The following is a 21453-nucleotide window of genomic DNA, read 5'->3' as shown; positions in this document are numbered from 1 at the left end:
GATCTGCTCAACGCCCGGCACGCAGGCCGACGACCGCGCCCTTGAATTCGAGGCTCCGGGACGCGGCCTCGAGAATGTCCAGCACGCGCAGGCCCGCCCGGCCGTCGGTCAGCGGAGCCCGCTCGTTCCTGATCGCGTCGGCGAACTCGTCGACCATGCTGCGCAGCGCCTCCTTCTCACCGATGGCGGGCGCGACCATGTCTCCGGAGCGGTACGAGATGAGCATGTCCCGGCGCTCGTCGTCGCCGATCTCCTGGGGCGAGGCCAGGTCCACGCCCCGGTCGTAGACGGCCACCCGCTGCAGGGGGTTGAGGTCGTCCCAGACCAGGGTGCGTTTGGCGCCGCCCACCATGGTGGTCCGTACCTTCGTCGGGGACAGCCAGTTGACGTGCACGTGGGCGATGGCCCCGGTGCTGAGCGTGAGTGTCAGATAGGCCACGCAGGCCTGTCCGGCGCCGAGCGGATCGGCCCCGTGGGCGGCGACGGCGACCGGCTCCACGTTGTCGGGGAGGATGAAGTCCAGGATCGACAGGTCATGGGGGGCGAGGTCCCACAGGACGTCGATGTCCTTCTGGACGAGCCCGAGGTTGATCCGGACCGAGTCGACGAAGTGGATCTCGCCGAGTTCGCCGGAGCGGACCAGTTCCCGGATGCGGCCCACGGCGGGCGTGTAGCAGTAGGTGTGGTCGCACATCAGGGTGAGCCCGCGTTCTTCCGCCTCGGTCACCAGGCGCATTCCGTCGGCGTAGGTCGCCGCGAGCGGCTTCTCCACGAGGACGTGCTTGCCTGCGCGCAGGGCGGCCAGGGCGATGTCGAGGTGGGTTCCGGCGGGCGTGGCCACGGCGACGGCGTCCACGGAGGGGTCGGCGAGGACGGCCGCGTAGTCCGCGGTGGCCTCGACCGTCGAGTAGCCGCCGAGGACCCGTCGGGCCCGGTCCACGTCGAGGTCGCACAGCAAGCGCAGCCGGAACCGCTCGCTGGCCTGGAAGTTGCGGACGAGGTTGGGGCCCCAGTAGCCGGCCCCGACGACCGCGACCCCCAACGGCTCCGTGGTCTGCGTCACTTGGTTCCTCTCTCCTTGGTCCATCGGTAGGCGGTCCGTCTGCAGGCGCTCCATCAGTAGGCCCCCGTTCCCCGCACCACCGCGGACCCGGTGCGCAGCAGGATCGACAGGTCCAGGCCCATCGACCAGTTGTCCACGTATCCGAGATCGAGCCGGACCGCCTCCTCCCAGGGCAGGTCGGAGCGGCCGCTGACCTGCCAGAGTCCGGTGAGGCCGGGCTTGACGAGCAGCCGGCGCTTGATGTCCGGCGTGTACTCCTCCACCTCTTCGGGCAGCGGCGGGCGGGGGCCGACGAGCGACATGTGGCCCTTGACGACGTTGAGCAGTTGCGGCAGTTCGTCGAGCGAACTGCGGCGCAGGAACGAGCCGACGCGGGTGATCCGCGGGTCTTCCTTCACCTTGAACAGCAGGCCGTCGCTGTTCTGGTTGAGGTGCTCCAGTTCCGCCCGCAACGCCTCCGAGTCAGGCCGCATCGTGCGGAACTTCAGCATGGTGAAGTGGTCGCCGTACCGGCCCACCCGCTGCTGTCTGAACAGGGCGGGTCCGGAGCTGTCCAGCCGGACGATCAGGGCGATCAGCAGCATGGGCAGCGCGAGGAAGAGCAGGAGTGCCGCCGCGAGCGTCCGGTCCAGCAGGTCCTTGGGCAGCCGGGAGGTCCGGGAGAGGTTCGGCGCCTGGATCCGCAGCAGCGGCACCCCGTTGGTGGGCCGTACCGCCAGCCGGGAGGCGGAGACATCGGCCAGCACGGGGGCCAGCAGGAAGTCGACGCCCTGGGCGGCCGCCGTCCAGGCCATCCGACGCAGGACGGAGGCGTCGGTCCCGGGTACCGGCAGTGCCACCACGGTGCTGATGCCCAGGCCCCGGACGACGTCGTCCATGTCACCGACGCCGCCGAGGACAGGGAGCCCCAACTTGCGGATCTCCGCGGCGTTCTGTGGGTCGCTCAGGCACACTCCGGCGGCCTGCAGTTCCTGTACGCCGCCGCGCCGCAGCACGGCGAGCAGCTCGATGATGCCGCCTGACGGACCGACCAGCAGTGTCGTGCTCCGGTCCTGGCCCCGTGCCCACCGCCTGTGCAGCCGGCGGCGCAGCGTGTACCGGACCGGCAGGGCGATCGCCGCGGCCGGTGCCGCGGCCACGGCCATGTCATGAGGGAGGTTTGAATCGCGCGTGAACAACCAATACGCGAGGGCGGCGAGCGCCGGGAGCGCGACGGCCCCGCGCAGCACCCGACGATATTCCTCGGACCCCAGGCCGAAGGCACTGCGATCGTAGGAGCGGTGGGCCAGCATCGCCATGATCCATGTCGGGGGCAGCGCCAGGGCAACTGCCCAGCGGCCGTACGCCCCGTGGATCACTAAGGCCGCGGCAACGGCTGCGAGGCCGTCCGCGAGCAACAGGACCGTCCGGTACTTCCGTTCCCAGCGTCTTCGACGAGCCTCCGGACGTATGTGTTCCACGACCAGTTGCTCATGCGTGACCTCAATGGTCATGTCCCCCCACCACAGGCGCGGCTCCCCCTGCCCAAACGCAACCGGACCTACGGTCGCAGGTACGCGGCCAGGGCTGGATCAGTACCGCATGTGTCTCCTCCACACAGCGGCACCGAATAACAGCGGCACTGCAAAGACGAGGAAGCCCTCAGCGGTTCCCCAACCGCCTCATGCTCCCCGCATGTTGGTTACTGCCTTGTTTCACATCCGTCCCGGATACGGCACTTGACGTGCCGTCAAGAAACAAGTACCCCTCCCAAACCGGACCGGCGGACCTCAATCTAGACCACTGAACGCAGTCCCGTGAACAGTTGGACGAAACACGCAGCACAATGGCGACTTCGAGGCCATACTGCCCGGGTGACGAGCATCGTGATCCCGGCCCACAACGAGGCACGCGTCATCGGCCGGCTCCTCGATTCGCTGCTGGCCGACTCCTCCGCGGACGACACCGACATCGTGGTCGTGTGCAACGGCTGCACGGATGACACCGCGCGGATCGCCGCCGCTCGCGGGCCGCGCGTCCGGGTGGTCGAGATCCCCGTCCCTTCCAAGCACGCCGCCCTGCGGACGGGTGACGATCACGCGCGCGGCTTCCCCCGCCTCTACGTGGACGCCGACGTCGTGATCACGGGCGCCGACGTACGGGCACTGACCGAGCCCCTGACCGACGACACCTCGGGCATCCTCGCCACGGCCCCCGAACGGCGGATCCCGCTGGCCGACTGCGCATGGCGGGTACGGGCCTACTACCAGGTGTGGCAGCGGCTCCCTGCCGTACGCGAGGGGCTGTTCGGCCGGGGCGTGATCGCGGTGTCCAAGGCCGGGCAGGCCCGGATCGCCGAGCTGCCGCCGCTGATGGCGGACGACCTGGCCGCGTCCCTGGCGTTCGCCCCCGAGGAGCGGCTCGTGGTCGGCGCGGCCAGTGTCGTGATCCAACCGCCGCGCACCTGGCCGGACTTGATCAAGCGGCGGATCCGGGCCGCGGTGTCCACCGCCCAGGTCGAACAGCATCAGGGACCGGAACAGGCCTCGGCGCGCACCAGCAAGGCGGATCTGAAGGCCCTGCTGCGCAGGGAGCCGAGGCTCTTCGCGGGTGTCGTGGTCTTCGTGGCGGCGGCCGTCGTCGCCCGTCGTGGTGCCCGAAAGGCCATCAGGGCAGAGGACTTCGGTACCTGGCTGCGGGACGAGAGCAGCCGGCAGAACTGATCACATCGCACCTGGAGCCTTGTCTTGTATCTCACCGACCGCTCCGCACCTGCCAGGGCGGAGACCGACCGGGGCCGAAGACGCGGTCCGGGGCCCAGGGTCGCCCCGGTCGTGCTCGTGCTGGGCGCGGTCAGCCTGATCACGGACATCTCCTCGGAGATGGTCACCGCCGTCCTGCCGCTCTACCTCGTCACCACGCTCGGCTTCAGCCCGCTGGGATTCGGCACCCTCGACGGCGTCTACAACGGCGTCAGCGCGCTGGTCCAGCTCACCGGCGGCCACCTCGCCGACCGGGTACGGGGCCACAAGCTGCTGGCCGGGCTCGGCTACGGCCTGTCCGCGCTGTGCAAGCCGCTGCTCCTGATCGCCGGCAGCCTCGGCACGCTCGGCACGGTCCTGGCTCTGGAACGGACCGGCAAGGGCCTGCGCACCGCCCCGCGCGACGCGATGATCTCCCTGGCCACGCCGGCCGAGAACCAGGGCCGGGCCTTCGGTGTGCACCGGGCGATGGACACCACCGGCGCGATGCTCGGCCCGCTGACAGCCTTCCTCATCCTGCGCGCGGCGGCCGACGGTTACGACGCCGTGTTCGGCGTGAGCGCGTGCGTCGCCGCCCTCGGCGTGGTCGTGCTGGTGCTGTTCGTGCCGGGCAGGCGTCAGAACGAGCAGGGTGTGGTCAAAGGCAGGCCGCCCGTCCGCGTACGCGAGGCGCTGGACCTGCTGCGCCTGCCGCGGCTGCGGGCGCTCGCCGGCTGTGCCGCGCTGCTCGGCCTGACCACCGTCAGCGACGCCTTCGTGTATCTGCTCCTCCAGCGGCGCGCGGGTGTCGGCGAGGTGTGGTTCACGCTGCTGCCGCTGGGCACGGCCGCCGTGTTCCTGCTGCTGGCCGTGCCCGTCGGGGCGCTGGCCGACCGGGTCGGGCGGCGCCCCGTGTTCCTCGCCGGGCACGTGGGGCTGCTCACCGCCTACGCCCTCCTGTTGTGGGCCCCGGACACACCGCTCCTCGCCCCTGGCGTGCTCGCCCTGCACGGCACGTTCTACGCGGCCACCGACGGGGTGCTCCCGGCCGCCCTCGCCGGCCTCGTGCCCGAGAATCTGCGCGCCAGCGGTCTGGCCATCGTCGGCACCAGCCAGGCACTGGCCCGGTTCTGCTGCTCCCTGGCCTTCGGTGCCGCCTGGACGGCGTGGGGAGACGGCCCGGCGCTGGCCGGCTCGGCGGTCGGTCTGCTGTGCTGCGCGGCCGTCGCGGGCGTGGTGCTGCGGCCGACCGGCGAAACCCCATGACCACTACAGCCACAAGGATCCGGATGACATCGCTGCGCCGCCGTCTGCTGATACTCGTCGCGGCGGCCCTGCTGCTCGGGGGCCTGGGCACCGGCGTGGTCCTGCACGCCGCCGCCCGCGCGGACCGGGCGAACCAGCCGCAGTCCGGCGATCCCGCTGTCCGCTCGGGCAAGCTGACTCTCCATCAGAAGGGCCGCCTGGCCTTCCTCAACGCGGCCCCTGGTCCGCACCGCACCGCGGTCGCCTCGGTACCGGCCACGGACCCGAAGGGCGATCGCACCGCCTCGGTACTGAAGTGCGCGCGCTTCTACGCGGCCGCCGGCACGGGCATCTGTCTGCAGTCCAACCCCGGTGTCCTCAAGCAGAGCAACCGCGCGCTGCTCCTGGACGCCGACCTGCGCACCAAGCGCACCTTCCCGCTCGCGGGCACCCCCAGCCGGGCCCGGGTCTCGCCCAGCGGCCGCTTCGTCGCCTGGACCGTCTTCGTCTCCGGCGAGTCCTATTCGTCCGCCTTCTTCTCCACCCGGACCTCGATCCTGGACACCCGGAACATGCGGCTGACTCCCAGTCTGGAGACGTTCTCCATCATCAGGGACGGCAAGCCCTACCACGCCTCGGACATCAACTTCTGGGGCGTCACCTTCGCCTCCGACGACGACACCTTCTACGCCACCCTCAACACCGCCGACAAGACCTACCTGATCCGGGGTTCGATCTCCCGGCGCACGGTCACCACCCTGGTCGAGAACGTGGAGTGCCCGTCCCTCTCCCCCGACGGCACCCGCGTCGCCTTCAAGAAGCGGGTGTTGTCCCGTACCGACCTCTGGCACGAGTACGTCCTCGACCTGCGCACCCTGCACGAGACGGCGCTGGCCGAGCGCCACAGCGTCGACGACCAGGCCACCTGGGTCGACGACCACACCGTCGCCTATGCCCTCCCCACGAACGGCAAGGTGGGCAGCAGTGACCTGTGGAGCGTGCCCGCGGACGGCTCGGGAACCCCGCACCTGCTGATCCCGGGGGCTTCTTCCCCTGCGCCGCTGTAGAGCCGCGCCCGGTCACTGGAAGTAGACGAGAATGCGTCCGCTGTTGCCCGTGTCGACCTCGCGCCGGACGTACAGCCTCCTGATGTGCTTCTGGTCCAGGAACGCGAGCACGCGAGCCCTGAGCCGCCCGGAACCCTTGCCCGGAATGATCTCCACAACGGGCTCGCCCGAATGGTTCGCTCTGAAGAGGAACTGACGCAGCGCCAGTTCGATGTCGCGGTTGTTGCGGAAGATCGGGTGGAGATCGAGCGACAGCATACGGAACCTCCCGGTGATGCGGAGTGGAAAAAGTGGGGTGGGATTGAGTATGCGGCGCCATGTGACGATGCAGGCGCTCGGCCGCAGTCCGAGGTTCGCGGTCCGCGTGCTGCGCGGCCTCGCGCAGGTCATGTTCCTGGACAGCGCTCGGGCAGGCGCTGTCTCCACCCTCGCACGGTTGCCGGCGGACTGGCGGTTCGGCGCCTACGGGAGCCGCCGGCCCTGACCATGCCCTACTGCCTGCCGGCCGGCGCGGTCACCCTGGCCGCGCCCGCCTTCCGGCACATTCGGCCCGATGGCCGGAGCATCGCCGCGCTGGGGCTGCTCGGCGATCTGGGGCGCGATCGCCGACCGCTTCGGCCGCAAACCCGCGATGATGGCCTCCATTCTGATGTACGCGATCTTCACCGCGCTGGCCGGCGTCGCTACCAACCTCTGGGAATGGAACACCTACCGCTTCCTCGCCGCGGTCGGCGTCGGCGGTGAATGGGCGATGGCCGGCACCCTGCTGTCGGCCCTTCTCCCGCTGAGTGGCCGCCGCCGGCACCTTCCTCATCGGCTACGGCATCCACGCCACCGGCTCGCTCACCGTCCCCCTCACCCTCACCGCCGTCGTCTTCGTCATCGGCATGGGCCTGGTCCGGCTGGCCCCCGAGACCCGGGACCAGGCACTGCCCGCCTGACGACCGAGTCGGCACGACCGAGACCGCACCTCCGGCTCCAGCCGACCCGGTCAGCGGGCCGGCTGGAGCCGGGGGCGGCACCATTCCTTCTCCGTGAAAGTCCTTCTCCGTGAAAGGCCGCACGGCACAGCGCTGCGGGTGGCCGATCGAGAGCGCTAACGCCACTCCCCCTCGGTGAGCGGTTCCGTGGGGTGCTTCTCGCGCGGCAGACGAAGGCGGCGGAAGATCTCAGCCGACTCGGGGTTCTCGGCCTCCGTGTCGAGTTGGACGTCCAGCTCTTCCTCGACGTCGTGGGCGGCGCCGATCAGTACGAACTCGGTGCCCTCCTGGTCGAGCAACTCGGGCTCGGCGCTGGTGAACCGCCGCCCCTCGAATCGTTCCTGATCGCGTCTCGGCAGATCGGCCCGCTGCCGCGGAGACAGACCGGCCCCGGCCGGCGCGCCCGCCCCGGGATTCTTCACCGCGAGGATGTAGCTCGCCTCGGGCTCGATGGTCAGCTCCTTCTGCACGGCGCCCGGCTGGGCGGGCATTTCGAGCTCGTACGTCAGATGCGTGTGACCGCCGTGCCGGACGATCGCGTAGCGGCCTTCCCCCGCCGGCCTCGCCTCGGGTTGTGTCCGCCTGCCCCGCGTCCGTGTCTCGTACGTCCGCCGCTCCAGGTCCTGCGCGACGGGTTCCGGCCGAGTGGCCACCTCGTCGACGAAGCCCCAGAACCGCTCGTGTTCCTCCGGCCGGGGCAAGTGCTTGCGCCCGATGACGAGGCGCCGGCTGCGGTCGCTGTCGGAGGGCTGCAGGATCACGAAGAGGCGCTGGACGTCCTCGATGTCATGAGCCTGCTCCCGTTCGACTCTGGGCCGGTACACGAAATAGATGTCGCCTCGTTCGAGGATGTCGTTCGCCATGGCCACTCACCGCCCCGGGCACGCTATGACCAGCGAGTACCCCGTGTACCGGGGGTACCCGGGGCCCGTGAAGCTCGCGTTTCTCGAACCGCTCTTCGGCGAATCCGGCCCTTGGGCCAGCGTCTACCTCGACACCTCACGGGACATCGACGATCCCGACAGGGCGATCGACCTCCGCTGGCGGCATCAGCGGGATGCCCTGCTGGCCCAGGGAGCGGACCATGCCACCGTTTCCGCTCTCGCGGTGGCCGTGGGCACGGATCGGGTGCTGCCGGGACGGCACGGTCAGGCGTTGTTCGCGACGCGCGGGCACCTCGCCCTGGTGGAGGAGCTGCCCGACCCGCCCGTACGGGACACGGCCCGGCTCGACGCACTCCCCGACGCGGCGCCGCTGGCCGTTCAGCATGCACCGGACATTCCGTACCTGGCCGTGGCCCTCACCTGCGGCGACGAGTGGGCCCCGGACGAGAGCACCGGCGACCACGTCCCGGGCCACTACGTGCTGGTCGTCTCCGAAGCAGGGCGGTGGCCCACCGGCAGGGTCAGGCCGGAACACCGGCTGAGTCATCAGATTCCTACCGACGGATGGCGGCGCGCAGCCCCTGAGGTCGCCCGGGAACTGGGCGACCTCGCGCAGCGGCACCGCGCCGAGTCGATCGTGGTGTGCCGGGCCCGGGAGGACGCCTGGGCATCGGGCGTGCTCGTGAACCGCTGGCCCGACACTCTGCGGAACCGGGTGGCGGTCGTGGAGGACGACTGCATCACCGGTCCGGAGGCCGCCGCCGGCCCGACGCTGCTGGAGGAACACACGGCTCGGGTGCTGGAAGGGCGCCTGAACGCGGCGGACCAGAGGCAGCTGGACATGTTTCTGGCGCAACGCGCCCGCCACCCCCGGCAATCGGAGGGCGTCGCCGTGGCCGTCCGCGCTCTGCAGCAGGGGCAGGCCCGAGCCCTCCTGCTCGACCCCCGCGCCCAGCTCTCCGAGGGGTTGTGGCTGGGCAGGGAGCCGCCGCAGATCGCGCTGTCCGCTGCGGACCTGGAGACCTTCGGAGCGACGGCCGTCGAGGAGGAACCGGCCCTTGCGGCCTTGCTGTACGCCGCCGTCCGCACCGGGGCCGAACTGATCGTGCTGCCGCCGGATCGCATCGACATGGCCGAAGGAGTGGGTGTCCTGCTGCGCTATCGGGCTGTGCCGGGCGAGGATCCGTAGTAGGCCGTATCGCTCCACGAGGCCGGCAGAGGAGCGCTGCGCGTCCCGTCGGCGTGGCCGCTGCCGGACGGCGGTTGGTGCCATACGGCGCGGGTACCCGGGCGCGCATGGAGTGGCAGCAGGTGCAGGAGTCGCCGGCCGCGGTGTTCGTCGTGGTCCTCGCCCGGGACCTCTCGGCCTGGCGCTGATCAACCTGCCACAGGGAGCACCACTGGGGAGCGAATCATGACGTCCACCGAATTCCTCGCCACCGTGCGGGAGCACGGAGAGTACACCGACCTCGACGAGGCGAGCCGCGTCACCGAAGCCGTCCTCAGCACGCTCGGTGACCGGCTGCAGCCCACCGCGGCGGATCATCTCGCGGATCAGCTGCCGCTGGAGATCGGCCATTTCGTCACCGGCGTGGGCAACACCGGACGGACCTGGGGGGTGGAGGAGTTCGTCCGCCAGGTGGCCAGGGCCGCCGCCGAGGACGAGACGACCGCGCGGAGGGACGCGGAAGTGGTCCTCACCGCCGTGGGCGACACCGTGTCGGGCGGTGAGTTGCACAAACTGCTCAGCCTGTTGCCGAGCGGATACGCCGCGCTGTTCGGCCATCCCGAGCTGACCTGACGCTTGGCGATCACGACCCGTCGAGCAGGACATGGCCCAGCTCGTCGAGGTACTGCCGCGTAGGGCGTACGAGCAGGTCCACCTGCCCGGTGCCCCGCACACCTCTTGCGCGATCTGGACCACGAGGCGCCCGGACAGCTGGATGCGGAGCGACCCGGAGGTGACACGCCGGTTCGTCCCCCCCTGGCTTACTGGTCTGCGTGCACCGGCCAGACACTTCATGGCCGTGGGCCAGTGGTACAAGGACTTCGCCCGGCTCACGGACGAGGACCGGCCGCCGTGCACCGCGGGCTCACACGCCCACAGGCCAGGTCTGCTCCTCCCGGCTCACCTCGGCCAAGGGGTGCAGCGGGGTGAGCGCGTGCGTGCGGTCGAAGTAGCAGAACGCGTCGTAGCGCTGGGCGAGAACCGTGGGGACGTAGTTGCCGACGGGGTCGTACTGCGGCCGGTACACCACGCCGATCGCGCGGTGGCCGTGCTCCTCGTGGAACCACTCGCCCCGGCCGGAGGACGGCGGACGCTGGAGCTGCACATGCGGGAAGACGAACAGCGCCCGCTTGCCGGGCAGCGCCCGGTGCAGAAGATCCTCCACGCTGCCCGTGCGCGCGGGCGGCACGCCCATGATCCTGGGAACGTCGCCCCACGCGTCCGCGGCGATCACGGTGCCGGAGTGCGAGCCGAACCCGACCAGCACCACTCCCCTGCCCATATGTCGCTCGCGCACCAGTTGGCCGACGTTGACCTCGCCGACGTCGACCATGTCCGTGGCACGCGCATCACCGATGTGGGTGTTGTGCTCCCACACCACCGCCTTGGCGTCGGGGCCATGATGCTCCATCAGCCGGTCCAGGGTGTCGGCCATATGACGGTCCCGGATGTTCCACGACTCGGGCCCGCTGTCGAGCATGACCCGGTAATAGGCCTCGGCCCCGGCCAGCACCTCGGCGTTCTGCCTGGCTGCGAACTCCGCGAGCGAGCCGTCCATGGCCGCCGCCTGCGCGGCCCGCCGCCGCAGCTCGGTGAGCAGAGCCACCACCTGGGGTTCGCAGCCCTCCGGCACGCAACGGGTGGCCAGCGCGTACGCCTGCGGATTCTCCGCATAGGGCTCGAAGCAGCGGAACGTCTCCAGGGCGTGCTCCACCCGGTCGGGGTCGTGCTCGCGCAGATGGGTCAGCACCGCGTGCAGCGACTCCCACAGGCTGTAGACGTCCAGCCCGAAAAAGCCTACGCGCCGCTCGGGCGGCAGAGCCTCATTGTGCCGGCGCAACCACCGGGTGAAGACGGCCACATCGGTGTTTCCCCACATCCATGTCGGCCACCGCCTGAAGCCCTCCAGTACCTCGCCGGGATCCTCGGGCGCATCCCGCGCGGCCACGACGGAGCAGTGCACGGCCTGGCAGTCCGGCCAGTCGCCCTCCACCGCGACGAAGGAGAAGCCCTTCTCCTCGATCAGCCGGCGCGTCAGCACGTCTCGCAGCCGGTAGTACTCCGCGGTGCCGTGGGAGGCCTCGCCGAGCAGCACGTAGCGGGCGTCGCCAATGCGCTCCATCAGCGGGTCAAGCGACGCCGGATCGGTCAGCGGCAGAGCCTGGCTCTGGATGCGGTCCAGGTCGGTGTCGGGCACGGATGCTCCCCTTTCCGCGGATGCCGCACCGGGTTCCCGCGCAGCCGCGCCCGAAACGCCGTGCGCACAGCCTCGCCCCGCACCAGCAAGCGGCCGCGCGCGGGGAGCGAGCGTGTCCTGACGCTCCGGCCGGGTACCCGCACTCGGGAAGCGCTTCTGGAAGCACAGAGTCGAAGCGACAGAAGTCGGAGGCCGGAACGATGCCTGCCCCGGCACGGTCCGCTGTGGCGGACCCCCGAGAACGCCGCCGTGCCGCCGCTCGGTCCGCACGCCCGCGCAGCCGGGTCCCGGAGACCGGCGACGAGCCGGACCTGCTCGGCCAGTACCTGGCCCAGATCGCCGCGACCCCGCTGCTCGACGCCGCGGACGAGGTACGGCTGGCCCAGCGCATGGAGGCCGGCCTGCACGCCGCCGAGGAGCTGGAGCGGGCGGAGAGCGGCGAGCGAGCCCTCTCACCGGTGCGGCGCCGTGAACTGGAGGCAGCCGTCCGGGACGGCACGCGGGCGAAGGACCACATGATCCGGGCCAATCTGCGGCTCGTGGTGTCGATCGCCAAGCGGCACGCCCACCGGGGCGCACCCCTGCTCGACCTCATCCAGGAGGGCAACCTCGGACTGATGCGGGCGGTGGAGAAGTTCGACCACACCAAGGGTTTCAAGTTCTCGACCTACGCCACCTGGTGGATCCGGCAGGCGATCGAAAGAGGCCTGGCCCAGCACGCCCGTACCGTACGGCTGCCGATGCACGTCGTGGAGCAACTGCAGAAGCTCGCGAAGGTCGAACGGCAGCTCCAGCTGCGCCACGACCACGAGCCGACGGACGGCGAGGTGGCCCGGGAGAGCGGGTTGGACGAGGAACGGGTCGCCTGGCTGCGCCGGGTCGGGCGGCAGACGCTGAGTCTGGACACCCCGGTCGACGAGACCGGCGAGACCGTGGTCGGCGACCTCATCCCGACCACCGACGTACTCCAGGCTCCGCAGGTCGCCGAGTACCGGGCGCTCGCCGAGGAACTCAGGGACGCCCTGGGTGTGCTGGAACCCCGGGAAGCCATGATCCTCAGCCTGCGCTACGGACTGCACGACGGGCATCCCCGCACGCTGCAACAGGTGGCCGATCAGGTGGGGCTGACCCGGGAACGCGTGCGCCAGCTGGAGAAGCAGTCGCTCACCCGGCTGCGGGCACCCGAGACGGGCGAGCGCCTGCTGGACTGGGCGGGCTGAGCCCTCCGGGCGCTGTTCAGGCCCGGGTGTCGGGGCCCGCCGTCCCGCCGAACGTCGTATGCCGCGTCCGGCGCGACCGGGGTCCCCGGTGCCGGCCGGCGTGTGTCGCACCGCCCACCATGATCGCCAGCCCCACGCAGAAGATGAGCGCCAGTGCGAGTCCGGAGCTGAACAGGGCGAGGCTGTTCATGGTGGCGACGTCGTGATCGAGGACGGACACCGTGTACTCGGGCCCGCCGGACAGGTTGCCCGCGATCGCGAGAGCCGTGAAGGCGCCCGCGCCCGCGAGAAGGAGCAGTCCGATGAACCGCATACCAGTCATCTCCTCGCACGTGGATGTGTCAGTCGGGCGGGTACCCCGCGCCTCTCCGGTCATCCCGTGCGGTCCGGCCGTATGTCCCTGCCCGCGCCGGGTACTCCGGTCGCATGGCCGGTATCGAACTCAGAAGCGCAGCTTTCAGTGATCACACCATGATCCCGCGTCACCATGCCCATGACGCGGACAACGTCTCACCGCCGCTCGCCTGGTCCGGAGTGCCGGACGACGCGGCGGAGCTGGCCCTGTTGTGCGAAGACCCGGACGCACCGTCCGGAACCTTCGTGCACTGGCTCGTCACCGGCATCGACCCCCATGTCGGGGGCCTGGACGCCGGCGAGACACCACAGGGCAGCCAGGCGCATCGCAACGGCTTCGGGGAGCGGGGCTGGGGTGGCCCGCAGCCCCCGGTCGGCGACGACGCCCACCGTTACTTCTTCCGCATCTACGCCCTCCCCGCCCCGGTCTCGCTACCCGACCGGGCCAGCGCCGACGACGTACACGCCGTCCTCGACCGGGAGCAGCTGGCCAGCGGCACGATCGTCGGGCTCTACCAGCGCTGACGGCGGCGGCAGCATGCCCTCACCCACGTCGGCGCTCGGCCGTGCCCGGCGCCCCACGCCGTATCCTGACGTGCCGTGATGCCCCCGGACCCGACCGGTCCGCCCTTCCCCGAGGACGTCGACATCGCCTTCCACGACGGCGTGTTGGGTCGTATGCCCTCGTGCCGTCGGACGACCGCAGCCGCAGATGCCCGAGGTCCTCCTGGTGCAGGGCATGGGCGTGGCCGACTACCTGCTGCCCGGGCTGGCCACGCTCGGCCGGTGGACCCGCGCGCACCTGCTGGAGTTGCCGGGTTTCGCGGGCAGCGGGGATCCGCCGCACGAACTCGACGTGCCGGAGTTCGGCCGCTCGGTCGCGGACTGGCTCCGGGCGCGGGGCCCCGCCCGTACGGTACTCATGGGCCACTCCAGCGGTACCCAGGTCGCCGCACGCGCGGCATCGGCCGCGCCGAACGTCGTCGCGCTGGTGCTGGCGAGCCCCACGGTCGACCCGATGGCGCGCACCCTGCCGCGGCTGCTGCGCTGGCGGCTGGACTCCCGGCACGAGCCCTCCGGCCTGTCCGAGTCGCACCACCCGGAGTGGAAGCGGGCCGGACTGCGGCGCATGGTGCACATCGCGCGCGCGTGCATGTCGACGACGACCTGGAGGACGCCGTCGCCCGGCGGCGGGTGCCCCTGCTCGTGATCCGCGGCCGGGACGACCGGATCAGCACTCCCGAGTGGGGCCGGCGGCTCACCACGCTGGTCCCCGACGGCACGTATCTCGAAGTACCGCGGGCACACACGTTCCCCTGGCCGTTCCCCGATGCCTGGTCGCAGCCGGTACGGGAGCTCGCGGCAAGGGCACGGTGAGCCGGCTGGGCCCCTGGCGGCAAGCGCTGATCAGCCGATGAACCCGCCTCCGACCGCCTGCACCGCGTCGTCGATCCGGTCGGCGAGGTCGAGGTCCAGCGGGGTCACGGCCTGCACCGACCGGGACTGGACGGTGAAGCGCACCCCGTCCTGCATCCGCTCGGTACGGGGGCGGTGACCGAGGTCGTCGGCGGCGCGCTCGACCTGCGTCAGCAGCAGCTCAACGCGGTCGGCCGGCAGGGCCACCGTACGGGACAGCTCATGGGTGTCACCCGTCCAGCCGGGAGGCTGCCGCACGCCGTGGCGATCTCCTACTCGCCGAGCGGGGCCGGGGCGTCCGTGGCGCGGCTGGACCGCTCGGGCAGCGGGTCGGGCTCCACGAACAGCGTGCCGAACTCGTCCGGCAGGGCACCTTGCAGGTCCGCCCCCAGCTCCGTGTCCTCCGCCGAGAGCCGGGAGACCACCGTCTGGGCCAGGAACAGCGCCTGCTCCGGAGTGGCGCCCACCGGCCGGGCGACGTCGGCCAGCAGTTCGTCGAGCCGCATGGCGGAGACGTCCGCCTCGTCGCCGCCGTACGCCAGCGCCCCGCGTTCATGGGCCGGTACGGCCTGGCGCAGATGTTCACGGTGCGGGGCGTCCAGACGGCGGCTCAGCGCCGCGAGGACCAGGTGCACGGCCGCGTCGGCGGCCTCGGTGTCGTCGAGCCGGGCCCGCGACGCCACCTCTTCCACCAGATGCTGATGGGTGATCATGCTGCCTCCCACTGATACGGACGGAGTTTCATGCCCGAGGGGGCCGAGCGGCGCCCCTGAGGGCCGCGTTGCCACGGGTGCCCGTGAGACCGACACATACACGGGACGACGAGGTCGCGGCACGTTTCCGTACGCCCTCGGCACCGGTGCCGTGCTCGTCGTTCCGCATGACGGGGTAGGGATGGATCGTGCAACGGATCACGGCGGAGGTGAGTGGCCGGCCGATGGTGGCCTGGCGGATCGCCGGACGGCCACCGCCGGTGGTGTGCGTCCACGGTGCCGGGGTCTCCAGCCGCGAGTTCCAGCCGTTCCTCGAGGTCCTCGGCCTTCGCCACGACGCGTGGACCGTCGATCTTCCCGGTTTCGGCGCCAGCGCCGGCCCCCGGTACCCGCTGGGGTTGCGGGCGCTGGCCGACGCGGTCGTGGAGTGGCTGACCGCCGTCGGCCTCGAGCAGGCGGTGCTGCTCGGCGGGTCCTTCGGCTGCCAGGTGGCCGTCGATGCCGCCGTCCGGCATCCGGACCGCGTCGCCGGCCTGGTCCTCGTGGGACCGACCGTCGACCCGGTCGCCCGCGGCTTCGTGCGTCAGCTGCTGCGCTGGATGCGCAACGCGCCCCACGAGCGCGTCTCGATGGCACCGCTCAACCTCGCCGACTACCGTGACGCGGGCGGACGCCGGATCGTCGGCGCGTTCACCGAGTCGCTGCGTGACCGCATCGAGGACAAGCTCCCCCACGTGGTCATGCCGACGCTGGTGGTGCGCGGGGCGCAGGATCGGATGGTTCCCCAGGAGTGGGCGGAGGAGGTGACCCGGCTGCTGCCCGCGGGACGGCTGGCCGTGGTGGAGAAGTCCGGCCACATGGTCCCCTACCGGCAGGCACACTCGCTGGCCGGGCTCGTCACCGATTTCCTCGCTCACACATGCGCGGCCGCCGGTGCGGACGGTCGCACGGGGCCGCAGGAGCAGAGGCCTGCGACATGAAGGCGGCCAAGGCGGTCGCCTCGTTCGACTCGGCCACCGGCATGCTGCGTGCGCTGTCGCGTTTCCTCGCGGGCCGGGACACCCCGGCCCTCGGCAAGTTGCCCGCCGCCTTCGAGTTGCCGCTGTCCGGCCTGCTCGGTGGGCTGAACCGGCTGCCGATCGCGGCCCGGGAACGGGTGTACGCGGCGAGTGGCTGGGCGGAGGCCGTCCCGCGGCACCGCGTCGGCGATGTGCGTGCGGAGGCACTCGCCGAGTGGATCACCGGTCACTACCCCCGGCGTCGCTACCCGGTGATCTTCGTCGGATCCGCCAATGGCGCCCTGGTGCACCTGGCCGCCGCTCTCGACGCGGCCTGGCTGCCGCAGACGCTGCTGCTGCCGGTGCGCCGCCGCGGTGTCGCTCCGGACGATCCACGTGGCGACCTGGCCGCCGTCCGTGCGTCCGGCCGGGCGCTGCTCGCGGCCAACCCGGATCTTGTCCTGCACCATATGCACGATCCCAACCAGGACCGCCTCATGATCGCCGGAATGACGTACTTCCGGGTCAAGTGGCGCCGTCTGCCCGCCGCCTACCGCCGGTTCATCCGCGACCATCTGGCCCCCGGCGGCTTGCTCGTCATCGTCGACTGCACGCTGCGCTGGCCCACGACCAGGATCGACGACCGGTACCTGTTCCAGTTCGGCGCCCTCGGCGACGCCACGCCCGAGGAATATCGCCAGGGCGGTCCCCGCGTCGCCGACCTGCTCGCCCGCTACGGCGCCCCGGTGCGCCGCTGGGATCCGCCTGCCGCCGACGGCGAGAGCCCGGAGGCGGAATGGGGCCTGGATCCCAGGCTGCTCGACGACATCCGCACCTACGCCGGACAGCACCGGCTCGACGCCCATCTGCTGCGCTTCGACACGCCGCAACGGCTCAGCCCCGCCGTGGCCGACCTCTACCGGTCCTGGTACGCCGACCGTGGCTTGCCCACCGGGCGACTCCTCGTCGAGTCGTTCCTCCTGCTCGAACCCTGGTGGACCCTGCGCACCGGATCGGTACCGTACTGGACCGTCTTCGGCACGGAGGCGTCCCGCGCGAAACTGGAGTCCTACCTGGACGTCTCTGCCCCGTACGACGAGATCCGGATCCTGCTGTTCAACCACGGCACCGACTCCATCGGGCTGGCCGATGCACAGGCCTGGCAGCGTACGGCCGCCCGCGCACGCAAGATCGGACTTCTGACGGGCGTGGATGCCGCCGCATACCCACGCGACTTCGCCGGCTTCGTCCGCTCGCACCGGGAACTCAGCAAGATCCGCAGGCGCTGTCCGATGCCGCTGTCGCTCGACGCCGCCGACGCAGTCGCAGCACTCTCCGCCCGAGACGACATCGTGTGGCGTCCGGTGGAATGAATCGCCCAGGGACGGTCCACCGACGGTTCAGTGTCGCTCGAGGCCTGACTGGAACGCTGCCGGTGACCGGCCGGGAACGGACCGGCGTCCGGACCAGCAGGATGGTGGTGCGTCAGCATGCAGGACAAAGCCGCTCTCTCGACAACCGCGTTCGACCTCGGTGTCGTCCGTCGACGTCCCGACGCGCCTCGCGCTCCTCGGGAGCCGAGGTCGGACCCGCTCGCCTTCACGACCCAGGCCGTGCTCTTCGGCCACATCCTGGATCTGTCGCTCACGGGTGCGCGTTCCCGGCGGGAGGCGGAGGCAAAGGCACACGGCATGTACCGGTTTCCGTACGCGGGCTGAGGTCACGCGGGACCTCGGGACGGCGCCGCCGGCCCGGACCTCCGGGGCGGCGGCGCCGTCATGGGTTCGCGGGCGTCACGCCTGCAGCAACTGCTCCCAGTCCACGGTGCGGGCCCACTGCTCGAAGGTGTGCCAGGACACCTCCGGATACGCGGCATGCAGCGCCGTCCGGTCGACGAAGTGGGTGTTCTCCTCGAAGCGCTGGAACATGCTGGCGACCTCGTCGCCGGCCCACTGCCGCACCTGCTCGATCGGCATCTGGTGGTAGGGGATCTCCTTGCCGAGCACAGCGCTGAGCGCGGCCGCGGCCTCCGTCCCGGTGACACTGTCGGAGGCGAGATCGATCCGCCGGCCGGCCAGCTCGTCGGGGTTCTCGATGGCGTGCACGGCCAGGCCCGCGATGTCCAGCACCGTCACCTGGTCCAGCTTCTTGCCGGGCGACAGCGGCATGGCGAGCCGGCCGCCGGCCAGTCCGTTGAACCTGACGTTGAGCATGTTCTCCATGAAGTAGACGGGGCCGAGGACGGTCGCGCGCAGCCCGTCCTTCTCCCGCAGATAGGCCTCGATCTGCTGCTTGCTGCCGGCATGGGCGACCTGGCTGTTGACGATGCGATCGGCTCCGCGCAGCGAGGAGTACACCAGGTGTACGCCCGCCTGCGCGGCGGTGTCGACCAACAGCCGCCCCTGGGCGACCTCCTGCTCCTTGCCTCCGGGGCCGAACGGCAGCGAGAGACCGAACACCGCGTCCACGCCGGTGACGGCCTTGGACAGTGCCTCGGCGTCCGCAGGGCTGCCGGCGACCGGGCGGGCGCCCAGGTCGGCCAGCGCGCGGGCCGCGGGGGAACCGGTGTCGCGGGTCAGGGCGAGAACGTCATGGCCTCGCCGCAGCAGCAGTTCGGTGACCGCCCTGCCCTGCTTGCCCGTGGCGCCGATGACGAGAACCGTGGTCATGCGTACTCCTTGTCCAACGTGGTCAAGAGTGCTTCTCGTGTGCGGTGGAGGCCGCACGCTGTGCCCGCTCGGTGACGAAGAGCAGGACCGTGGGGACGATCGCCATGACAGCGGCGATGATGACCCAGCCGAAGGTGTCCCCGAAGGCCTGGGCCCGGCCGGACGGTCGTGCCTGACCGGCGAGTTGGTGGGAGAGGACGATGGTGAGGACGGCGGTGCCGATCGAACCACCCACCCGCTGCAGGACGTTGAGCTGAGGTGTCGCGTCCTTGATCTTCTGCGGTGGCAGGGTGCGGTAGGCGGAGGTCATCACCGGGGTGAGGGACAGTCCGATGCCGGCTCCTCGCGTGGCCATGGCGATGGCGAGCAGCGGATAGGAGGTGCCGGCGGTGAGGAAGAGGAAGGGGATCGTGCAGACCGCGGCGATGACACCGCCGAGCAGTGCGGTCGTTCCCCCGCCCAGCTTGTCCGTCAGGGGCGCCGCCAGCCGGTTGGCGGCCAGCGCGCCGACTCCGCTCGGCACCAGCAGCAGCCCGGTGCTGACGACGTCCTCGCCCCGGACGATCTGGAAGTACAGCGGCAGCAGGATCATGCCGCCGAACAGGGCGACACCTAGGCTGAACATGGTCAGGGCCGCGGCGCTGAACAGCCGGTTGGCGTACAGCCTCATGTCCAGCAGCGGATGGGGCACGCGCAGCGAGCGCACGACGAACAGGGCGAGGAACACGACCGCGGCCACGAGCACGGCGATCGAGCGCGCGGTGAGCTCGGCCCGGGTGCCGATGTCGGCCAGGCCGTAGGTCAGTCCGACCAGTCCTCCGGCGGCGAGCACCAGGCCCGGGATGTCGAGCGGCCCGGCCGCTGAGCCGCCGTCACGGGGCAGCAGCCGCCGCGCGAGTACGGCGCCCACCAGGCCCAGGGGGATGTTGATCCAGAAGATGGACTGCCAGCCCGCCCCCTTGACCAGGAGCCCGCCGATGAGCGGGCCGATCATCGGGGCGAGCACGATCGGAATGCCGACCATGCTCATCACGCGCGCCATCTGCGACCGGTCGGCCATGCGGGTCCAGATGATCGTGCCGACCGGCATGATCGCCCCGCCGCCGAGACCCTGCAGGGCCCGGCTCGCCACCAGTTGGCCGATGCTGTCCGACAGCGCGCAGCATGCGGAACCGAGGGTGAACACCAGCAGGGACACGAGGTAGAGCCGCGCGGCACCCAGCCGCTGGGCGGCCCAGGCGGTCACCGGGATGACCGCGGCGAAGGCCAGCAGATACGCGGTGACCGTCCACTGCACGTCGGTGAGCGGTACGGCCAGGTCGGAGGCGACGGTGTCCAGCGCCACGTTGACGACCGTGGAGTCGAGGAACGAGAGCGACGCGCCGATCATGATCACGCCTATGGCGCGTCGTAACGCGGGTGAGAAGGGCACCGGTGCGGTGGCCTGTGCGGTGCCTTGCGTGGGGACAGCGCTCATGCCGACCATTGTTAGACAGCTGTCGAGCGATGTCAAACGTCTGTCTAAGCCGTAATCTTGGCCCATGACGACCGCCGATTCCCGCTCCGCCGCCTCGCCCCGTCGCACGCCACGGCGTGCCCGGACCCCCGAGGACCGGCAAGTCGACGCCGAGCGCACCCGCACGGCCCTGCTCGATGCCGCCCTGGAGGAGTTCGCGGCCCGTGGCTTCACGGGGGCCCGGGTGCGCGACATCGCCGCACGCGCGGGTGTCAGCAAGGACCTCGTCAACTACCACTTCGACAGCAAGGAGGGGCTGTACCTGGCGGTGCAGCGCGCCTGGCTGCAACGCGAGGCGGCCTTCGCCGACCCGTCGCTGCCGCTCGCCGACCTCGCCGCCAGATACCTGGACGACGCGCTCCGCGATCCGCGCCCCATGCGGCTGCTCGCCTGGCGCGGTCTCTCCGAGCCCCAGGACACCGCCGCCGCCCGGCCTCCCGCCGAGCCGGAGGACCTGTCCGGGGTACGCCGCCGTCAGGAGGAGGGCGAGGTGGCGCCCGACCTGGACCCGGCGTCGCTCCGCCTGATGCTGCTCGGCGCGGTGGCGGCTCCCGTGGTGTTCCCCGACATGGCACGCCGGCTGTTCGGCACCGACATCGACGACCCGGACTTCCGCGCCCGCTACGAACGAGGCCTCCGCAACCTGGTCCGCCAACTGGCCCCGGGCGGGGCGGGAGAGGCCGGTGGCGGCGCGGAGGGCGTCGGCGCGGAGGAGGGCACGTCGCGGGACAGCGGGCCGCAGGACGGGGCACAGCAGGATGGCGCACCGCAGGAAGGGACGCCGTAGGAAGGGACGCCGCAGGAAGGGGCGCCGTAGGAAGGTGTCGTAGGAAGGTGTCGTACGAAGGCACTCCGGGGCGCACCGTGGGACTCCGCACCACCGGAAGGCGCACCGTGCGGAGGCGTCCCTCGCGGACAGCGCCGAGCCGGTGAGCGCGCCGCCGCGCGCACTCCTTGCCGCGCACGGTGGGAACACCCGCCGGACGGAGCCTCGGTGGGACCCAGCGCGAGGAACACGGCGCAGGAAGGCCCAACGTTACGGCCAAGCGCCACCCCGGAGAGCGCTCCGCTGGACCACACAGCGCGAACGCCCGCCGTTCAACGCCTCGTTGAAGCACACCCGGAGGAACGCCCGCCGGCCGGCCCGCCACACGGACGACGGCAAGAGGCGGCCGGGCTCCTG

The 21453-nt window shown here is 71.2% G+C and carries 25 protein-coding genes and 1 pseudogene; 16 read left to right on the top strand and 10 right to left on the bottom strand.

Annotated elements, in window-relative coordinates; translation table 11 throughout:
- Positions 1 to 7: 7 nt before the first annotated feature.
- Positions 8 to 1063, bottom strand: coding sequence for a Gfo/Idh/MocA family protein (locus ACZ418_RS19300; protein ID WP_468364038.1), 1056 nt, complete (start codon positions 1061 to 1063; stop codon positions 8 to 10).
- Between the two features lie 53 nt (positions 1064 to 1116).
- Positions 1117 to 2556, bottom strand: coding sequence for an exopolysaccharide biosynthesis polyprenyl glycosylphosphotransferase (locus ACZ418_RS19295; RefSeq protein ID WP_468364036.1), 1440 nt, complete (start codon positions 2554 to 2556; stop codon positions 1117 to 1119).
- Positions 2557 to 2916: 360 nt separating this feature from the next.
- Between ACZ418_RS19295 and ACZ418_RS19290 the strand changes: the two genes are divergently transcribed.
- Genes ACZ418_RS19290 through ACZ418_RS19280 form a run of 3 tightly spaced genes read left to right on the top strand, consistent with a single transcriptional unit; the run spans position 2917 to position 6095 of the window.
- Positions 2917 to 3765, top strand: coding sequence for a glycosyltransferase family 2 protein (locus ACZ418_RS19290; protein ID WP_468364033.1), 849 nt, complete (start codon positions 2917 to 2919; stop codon positions 3763 to 3765).
- Between the two features lie 24 nt (positions 3766 to 3789).
- Positions 3790 to 5049: an MFS transporter gene (locus ACZ418_RS19285; protein ID WP_468364030.1), complete on the top strand. Its 1260-nt coding sequence runs from the start codon at positions 3790 to 3792 to the stop codon at positions 5047 to 5049.
- 23 nt (positions 5050 to 5072) lie between these two features.
- Positions 5073 to 6095 carry a TolB-like translocation protein gene (locus ACZ418_RS19280; RefSeq protein WP_468364028.1) on the top strand — a complete coding sequence of 341 codons (1023 nt, stop codon included), beginning with the start codon at positions 5073 to 5075 and terminating at the stop codon, positions 6093 to 6095.
- 12 nt (positions 6096 to 6107) lie between these two features.
- Here ACZ418_RS19280 and ACZ418_RS19275 read toward each other — a convergent pair whose 3' ends face one another.
- Complete coding sequence (locus ACZ418_RS19275; RefSeq protein ID WP_468364026.1) at positions 6108 to 6353, bottom strand: Smr/MutS family protein; 246 nt, start codon at positions 6351 to 6353, stop codon at positions 6108 to 6110.
- 49 nt (positions 6354 to 6402) lie between these two features.
- Between ACZ418_RS19275 and ACZ418_RS19270 the strand changes: the two genes are divergently transcribed.
- The 3 genes and pseudogenes from ACZ418_RS19270 to ACZ418_RS19260 all read left to right on the top strand — a co-directional run bounded on the left by ACZ418_RS19270 (position 6403) and on the right by ACZ418_RS19260 (position 7036).
- Positions 6403 to 6579: a hypothetical protein gene (locus tag ACZ418_RS19270; RefSeq protein WP_468364023.1), complete on the top strand. Its 177-nt coding sequence runs from the start codon at positions 6403 to 6405 to the stop codon at positions 6577 to 6579.
- A 69-nt stretch (positions 6580 to 6648) separates the two neighbouring features.
- Positions 6649 to 6855 (top strand): annotated as a pseudogene (locus tag ACZ418_RS19265) (MFS transporter); the annotation flags it as partial.
- A 28-nt stretch (positions 6856 to 6883) separates the two neighbouring features.
- On the top strand, positions 6884 to 7036 hold the full coding sequence (locus ACZ418_RS19260; RefSeq protein ID WP_468364412.1) for a hypothetical protein: 153 nt from the start codon (positions 6884 to 6886) through the stop codon (positions 7034 to 7036).
- A gap of 155 nt (positions 7037 to 7191) precedes the next feature.
- Here ACZ418_RS19260 and ACZ418_RS19255 read toward each other — a convergent pair whose 3' ends face one another.
- Complete coding sequence (locus ACZ418_RS19255; protein WP_468364020.1) at positions 7192 to 7938, bottom strand: hypothetical protein; 747 nt, start codon at positions 7936 to 7938, stop codon at positions 7192 to 7194.
- A 67-nt stretch (positions 7939 to 8005) separates the two neighbouring features.
- On the opposite strand from ACZ418_RS19255, the gene ACZ418_RS19250 reads away from it, so the two are divergent.
- A complete protein-coding gene (locus ACZ418_RS19250) occupies positions 8006 to 9148 on the top strand; it encodes a baeRF2 domain-containing protein (protein WP_468364017.1) in 1143 nt (380 codons plus the stop codon).
- A 225-nt stretch (positions 9149 to 9373) separates the two neighbouring features.
- Entirely contained in the window at positions 9374 to 9760 is a 387-nt protein-coding gene (locus tag ACZ418_RS19245) for a DUF2267 domain-containing protein (protein WP_468364014.1), read from the top strand.
- A 292-nt stretch (positions 9761 to 10052) separates the two neighbouring features.
- Here ACZ418_RS19245 and ACZ418_RS19240 read toward each other — a convergent pair whose 3' ends face one another.
- Positions 10053 to 11384 carry an erythromycin esterase family protein gene (locus tag ACZ418_RS19240; RefSeq protein WP_468364011.1) on the bottom strand — a complete coding sequence of 444 codons (1332 nt, stop codon included), beginning with the start codon at positions 11382 to 11384 and terminating at the stop codon, positions 10053 to 10055.
- A 200-nt stretch (positions 11385 to 11584) separates the two neighbouring features.
- Here ACZ418_RS19240 and ACZ418_RS19235 point away from each other — a divergent pair, with 200 nt between their 5' ends.
- A complete protein-coding gene (locus ACZ418_RS19235; RefSeq protein ID WP_468364009.1) occupies positions 11585 to 12604 on the top strand; it encodes a sigma-70 family RNA polymerase sigma factor in 1020 nt (339 codons plus the stop codon).
- Positions 12605 to 12620: 16 nt separating this feature from the next.
- Here ACZ418_RS19235 and ACZ418_RS19230 read toward each other — a convergent pair whose 3' ends face one another.
- Positions 12621 to 12917, bottom strand: a complete 297-nt coding sequence (locus ACZ418_RS19230; protein ID WP_468364006.1) for a hypothetical protein — start codon at positions 12915 to 12917, stop codon at positions 12621 to 12623.
- 113 nt (positions 12918 to 13030) lie between these two features.
- Here ACZ418_RS19230 and ACZ418_RS19225 point away from each other — a divergent pair, with 113 nt between their 5' ends.
- From ACZ418_RS19225 to ACZ418_RS19215, 3 genes are all read left to right on the top strand, one after another.
- The gene (locus ACZ418_RS19225) at positions 13031 to 13483 is read left to right on the top strand and encodes a YbhB/YbcL family Raf kinase inhibitor-like protein (protein WP_468364004.1); all 453 of its coding nucleotides are present in this window, start codon (positions 13031 to 13033) and stop codon (positions 13481 to 13483) included.
- A 187-nt stretch (positions 13484 to 13670) separates the two neighbouring features.
- Complete coding sequence (locus ACZ418_RS19220; protein ID WP_468364001.1) at positions 13671 to 14168, top strand: alpha/beta fold hydrolase; 498 nt, start codon at positions 13671 to 13673, stop codon at positions 14166 to 14168.
- A complete protein-coding gene (locus ACZ418_RS19215; RefSeq protein ID WP_468363999.1) occupies positions 14108 to 14335 on the top strand; it encodes an alpha/beta fold hydrolase in 228 nt (75 codons plus the stop codon). Before ACZ418_RS19220 ends, ACZ418_RS19215 begins: the two co-directional genes overlap by 61 nt.
- Before the next feature lie 30 nt (positions 14336 to 14365).
- Here ACZ418_RS19215 and ACZ418_RS19210 read toward each other — a convergent pair whose 3' ends face one another.
- A complete protein-coding gene (locus ACZ418_RS19210) occupies positions 14366 to 14632 on the bottom strand; it encodes a 4a-hydroxytetrahydrobiopterin dehydratase (protein WP_468363996.1) in 267 nt (88 codons plus the stop codon).
- Between the two features lie 14 nt (positions 14633 to 14646).
- Complete coding sequence (locus ACZ418_RS19205; RefSeq protein WP_468363994.1) at positions 14647 to 15087, bottom strand: DUF2267 domain-containing protein; 441 nt, start codon at positions 15085 to 15087, stop codon at positions 14647 to 14649.
- 188 nt (positions 15088 to 15275) lie between these two features.
- Here ACZ418_RS19205 and ACZ418_RS19200 point away from each other — a divergent pair, with 188 nt between their 5' ends.
- The 3 genes from ACZ418_RS19200 (at position 15276) to ACZ418_RS19190 (ending at position 17803) form a co-directional block, all read left to right on the top strand.
- Complete coding sequence (locus ACZ418_RS19200; protein ID WP_468363991.1) at positions 15276 to 16067, top strand: alpha/beta fold hydrolase; 792 nt, start codon at positions 15276 to 15278, stop codon at positions 16065 to 16067.
- On the top strand, positions 16064 to 17458 hold the full coding sequence (locus tag ACZ418_RS19195; protein ID WP_468363988.1) for a hypothetical protein: 1395 nt from the start codon (positions 16064 to 16066) through the stop codon (positions 17456 to 17458). Before ACZ418_RS19200 ends, ACZ418_RS19195 begins: the two co-directional genes overlap by 4 nt.
- 117 nt (positions 17459 to 17575) lie before the next feature.
- Positions 17576 to 17803: a hypothetical protein gene (locus tag ACZ418_RS19190; RefSeq protein WP_468363986.1), complete on the top strand. Its 228-nt coding sequence runs from the start codon at positions 17576 to 17578 to the stop codon at positions 17801 to 17803.
- Positions 17804 to 17878: 75 nt separating this feature from the next.
- Here the strand turns inward: ACZ418_RS19190 and ACZ418_RS19185 are convergent, their stop codons facing one another.
- Together ACZ418_RS19185 and ACZ418_RS19180 are read right to left on the bottom strand one after the other, a co-directional pair.
- The gene (locus tag ACZ418_RS19185; RefSeq protein ID WP_468363984.1) at positions 17879 to 18754 is read right to left on the bottom strand and encodes an NmrA/HSCARG family protein; all 876 of its coding nucleotides are present in this window, start codon (positions 18752 to 18754) and stop codon (positions 17879 to 17881) included.
- Between the two features lie 22 nt (positions 18755 to 18776).
- Positions 18777 to 20231, bottom strand: a complete 1455-nt coding sequence (locus tag ACZ418_RS19180; protein ID WP_468363981.1) for an MDR family MFS transporter — start codon at positions 20229 to 20231, stop codon at positions 18777 to 18779.
- 64 nt (positions 20232 to 20295) lie between these two features.
- Between ACZ418_RS19180 and ACZ418_RS19175 the strand changes: the two genes are divergently transcribed.
- A complete protein-coding gene (locus ACZ418_RS19175; RefSeq protein ID WP_468363978.1) occupies positions 20296 to 21057 on the top strand; it encodes a TetR/AcrR family transcriptional regulator in 762 nt (253 codons plus the stop codon).
- Positions 21058 to 21453: the final 396 nt, after the last annotated feature.

The sequence above is a fragment of the Streptomyces sp. NPDC030820 genome (assembly GCF_055572075.1).
The sequence above is the reverse complement of the archived record's forward strand: the minus strand, read 5'-3'. Positions and strand labels throughout refer to the sequence as shown.

Coding starts and splice junctions, on each gene's coding strand:
- ACZ418_RS19220 (WP_468364001.1), top strand. CDS start 13,671: ATGCCCGAGGTCCTCCTGGTGCAGGGCATGGGCGTGGCCGACTACCTG.
- ACZ418_RS19230 (WP_468364006.1), bottom strand. CDS start 12,917: ATGCGGTTCATCGGACTGCTCCTTCTCGCGGGCGCGGGCGCCTTCACG.
- ACZ418_RS19180 (WP_468363981.1), bottom strand. CDS start 20,231: ATGAGCGCTGTCCCCACGCAAGGCACCGCACAGGCCACCGCACCGGTG.
- ACZ418_RS19280 (WP_468364028.1), top strand. CDS start 5,073: ATGACATCGCTGCGCCGCCGTCTGCTGATACTCGTCGCGGCGGCCCTG.
- ACZ418_RS19255 (WP_468364020.1), bottom strand. CDS start 7,938: ATGGCGAACGACATCCTCGAACGAGGCGACATCTATTTCGTGTACCGG.
- ACZ418_RS19205 (WP_468363994.1), bottom strand. CDS start 15,087: ATGATCACCCATCAGCATCTGGTGGAAGAGGTGGCGTCGCGGGCCCGG.
- ACZ418_RS19190 (WP_468363986.1), top strand. CDS start 17,576: ATGCAGGACAAAGCCGCTCTCTCGACAACCGCGTTCGACCTCGGTGTC.
- ACZ418_RS19295 (WP_468364036.1), bottom strand. CDS start 2,556: ATGACCATTGAGGTCACGCATGAGCAACTGGTCGTGGAACACATACGT.
- ACZ418_RS19275 (WP_468364026.1), bottom strand. CDS start 6,353: ATGCTGTCGCTCGATCTCCACCCGATCTTCCGCAACAACCGCGACATC.
- ACZ418_RS19195 (WP_468363988.1), top strand. CDS start 16,064: ATGAAGGCGGCCAAGGCGGTCGCCTCGTTCGACTCGGCCACCGGCATG.
- ACZ418_RS19270 (WP_468364023.1), top strand. CDS start 6,403: ATGCGGCGCCATGTGACGATGCAGGCGCTCGGCCGCAGTCCGAGGTTC.
- ACZ418_RS19185 (WP_468363984.1), bottom strand. CDS start 18,754: ATGACCACGGTTCTCGTCATCGGCGCCACGGGCAAGCAGGGCAGGGCG.
- ACZ418_RS19245 (WP_468364014.1), top strand. CDS start 9,374: ATGACGTCCACCGAATTCCTCGCCACCGTGCGGGAGCACGGAGAGTAC.
- ACZ418_RS19225 (WP_468364004.1), top strand. CDS start 13,031: ATGGCCGGTATCGAACTCAGAAGCGCAGCTTTCAGTGATCACACCATG.
- ACZ418_RS19235 (WP_468364009.1), top strand. CDS start 11,585: ATGCCTGCCCCGGCACGGTCCGCTGTGGCGGACCCCCGAGAACGCCGC.
- ACZ418_RS19175 (WP_468363978.1), top strand. CDS start 20,296: ATGACGACCGCCGATTCCCGCTCCGCCGCCTCGCCCCGTCGCACGCCA.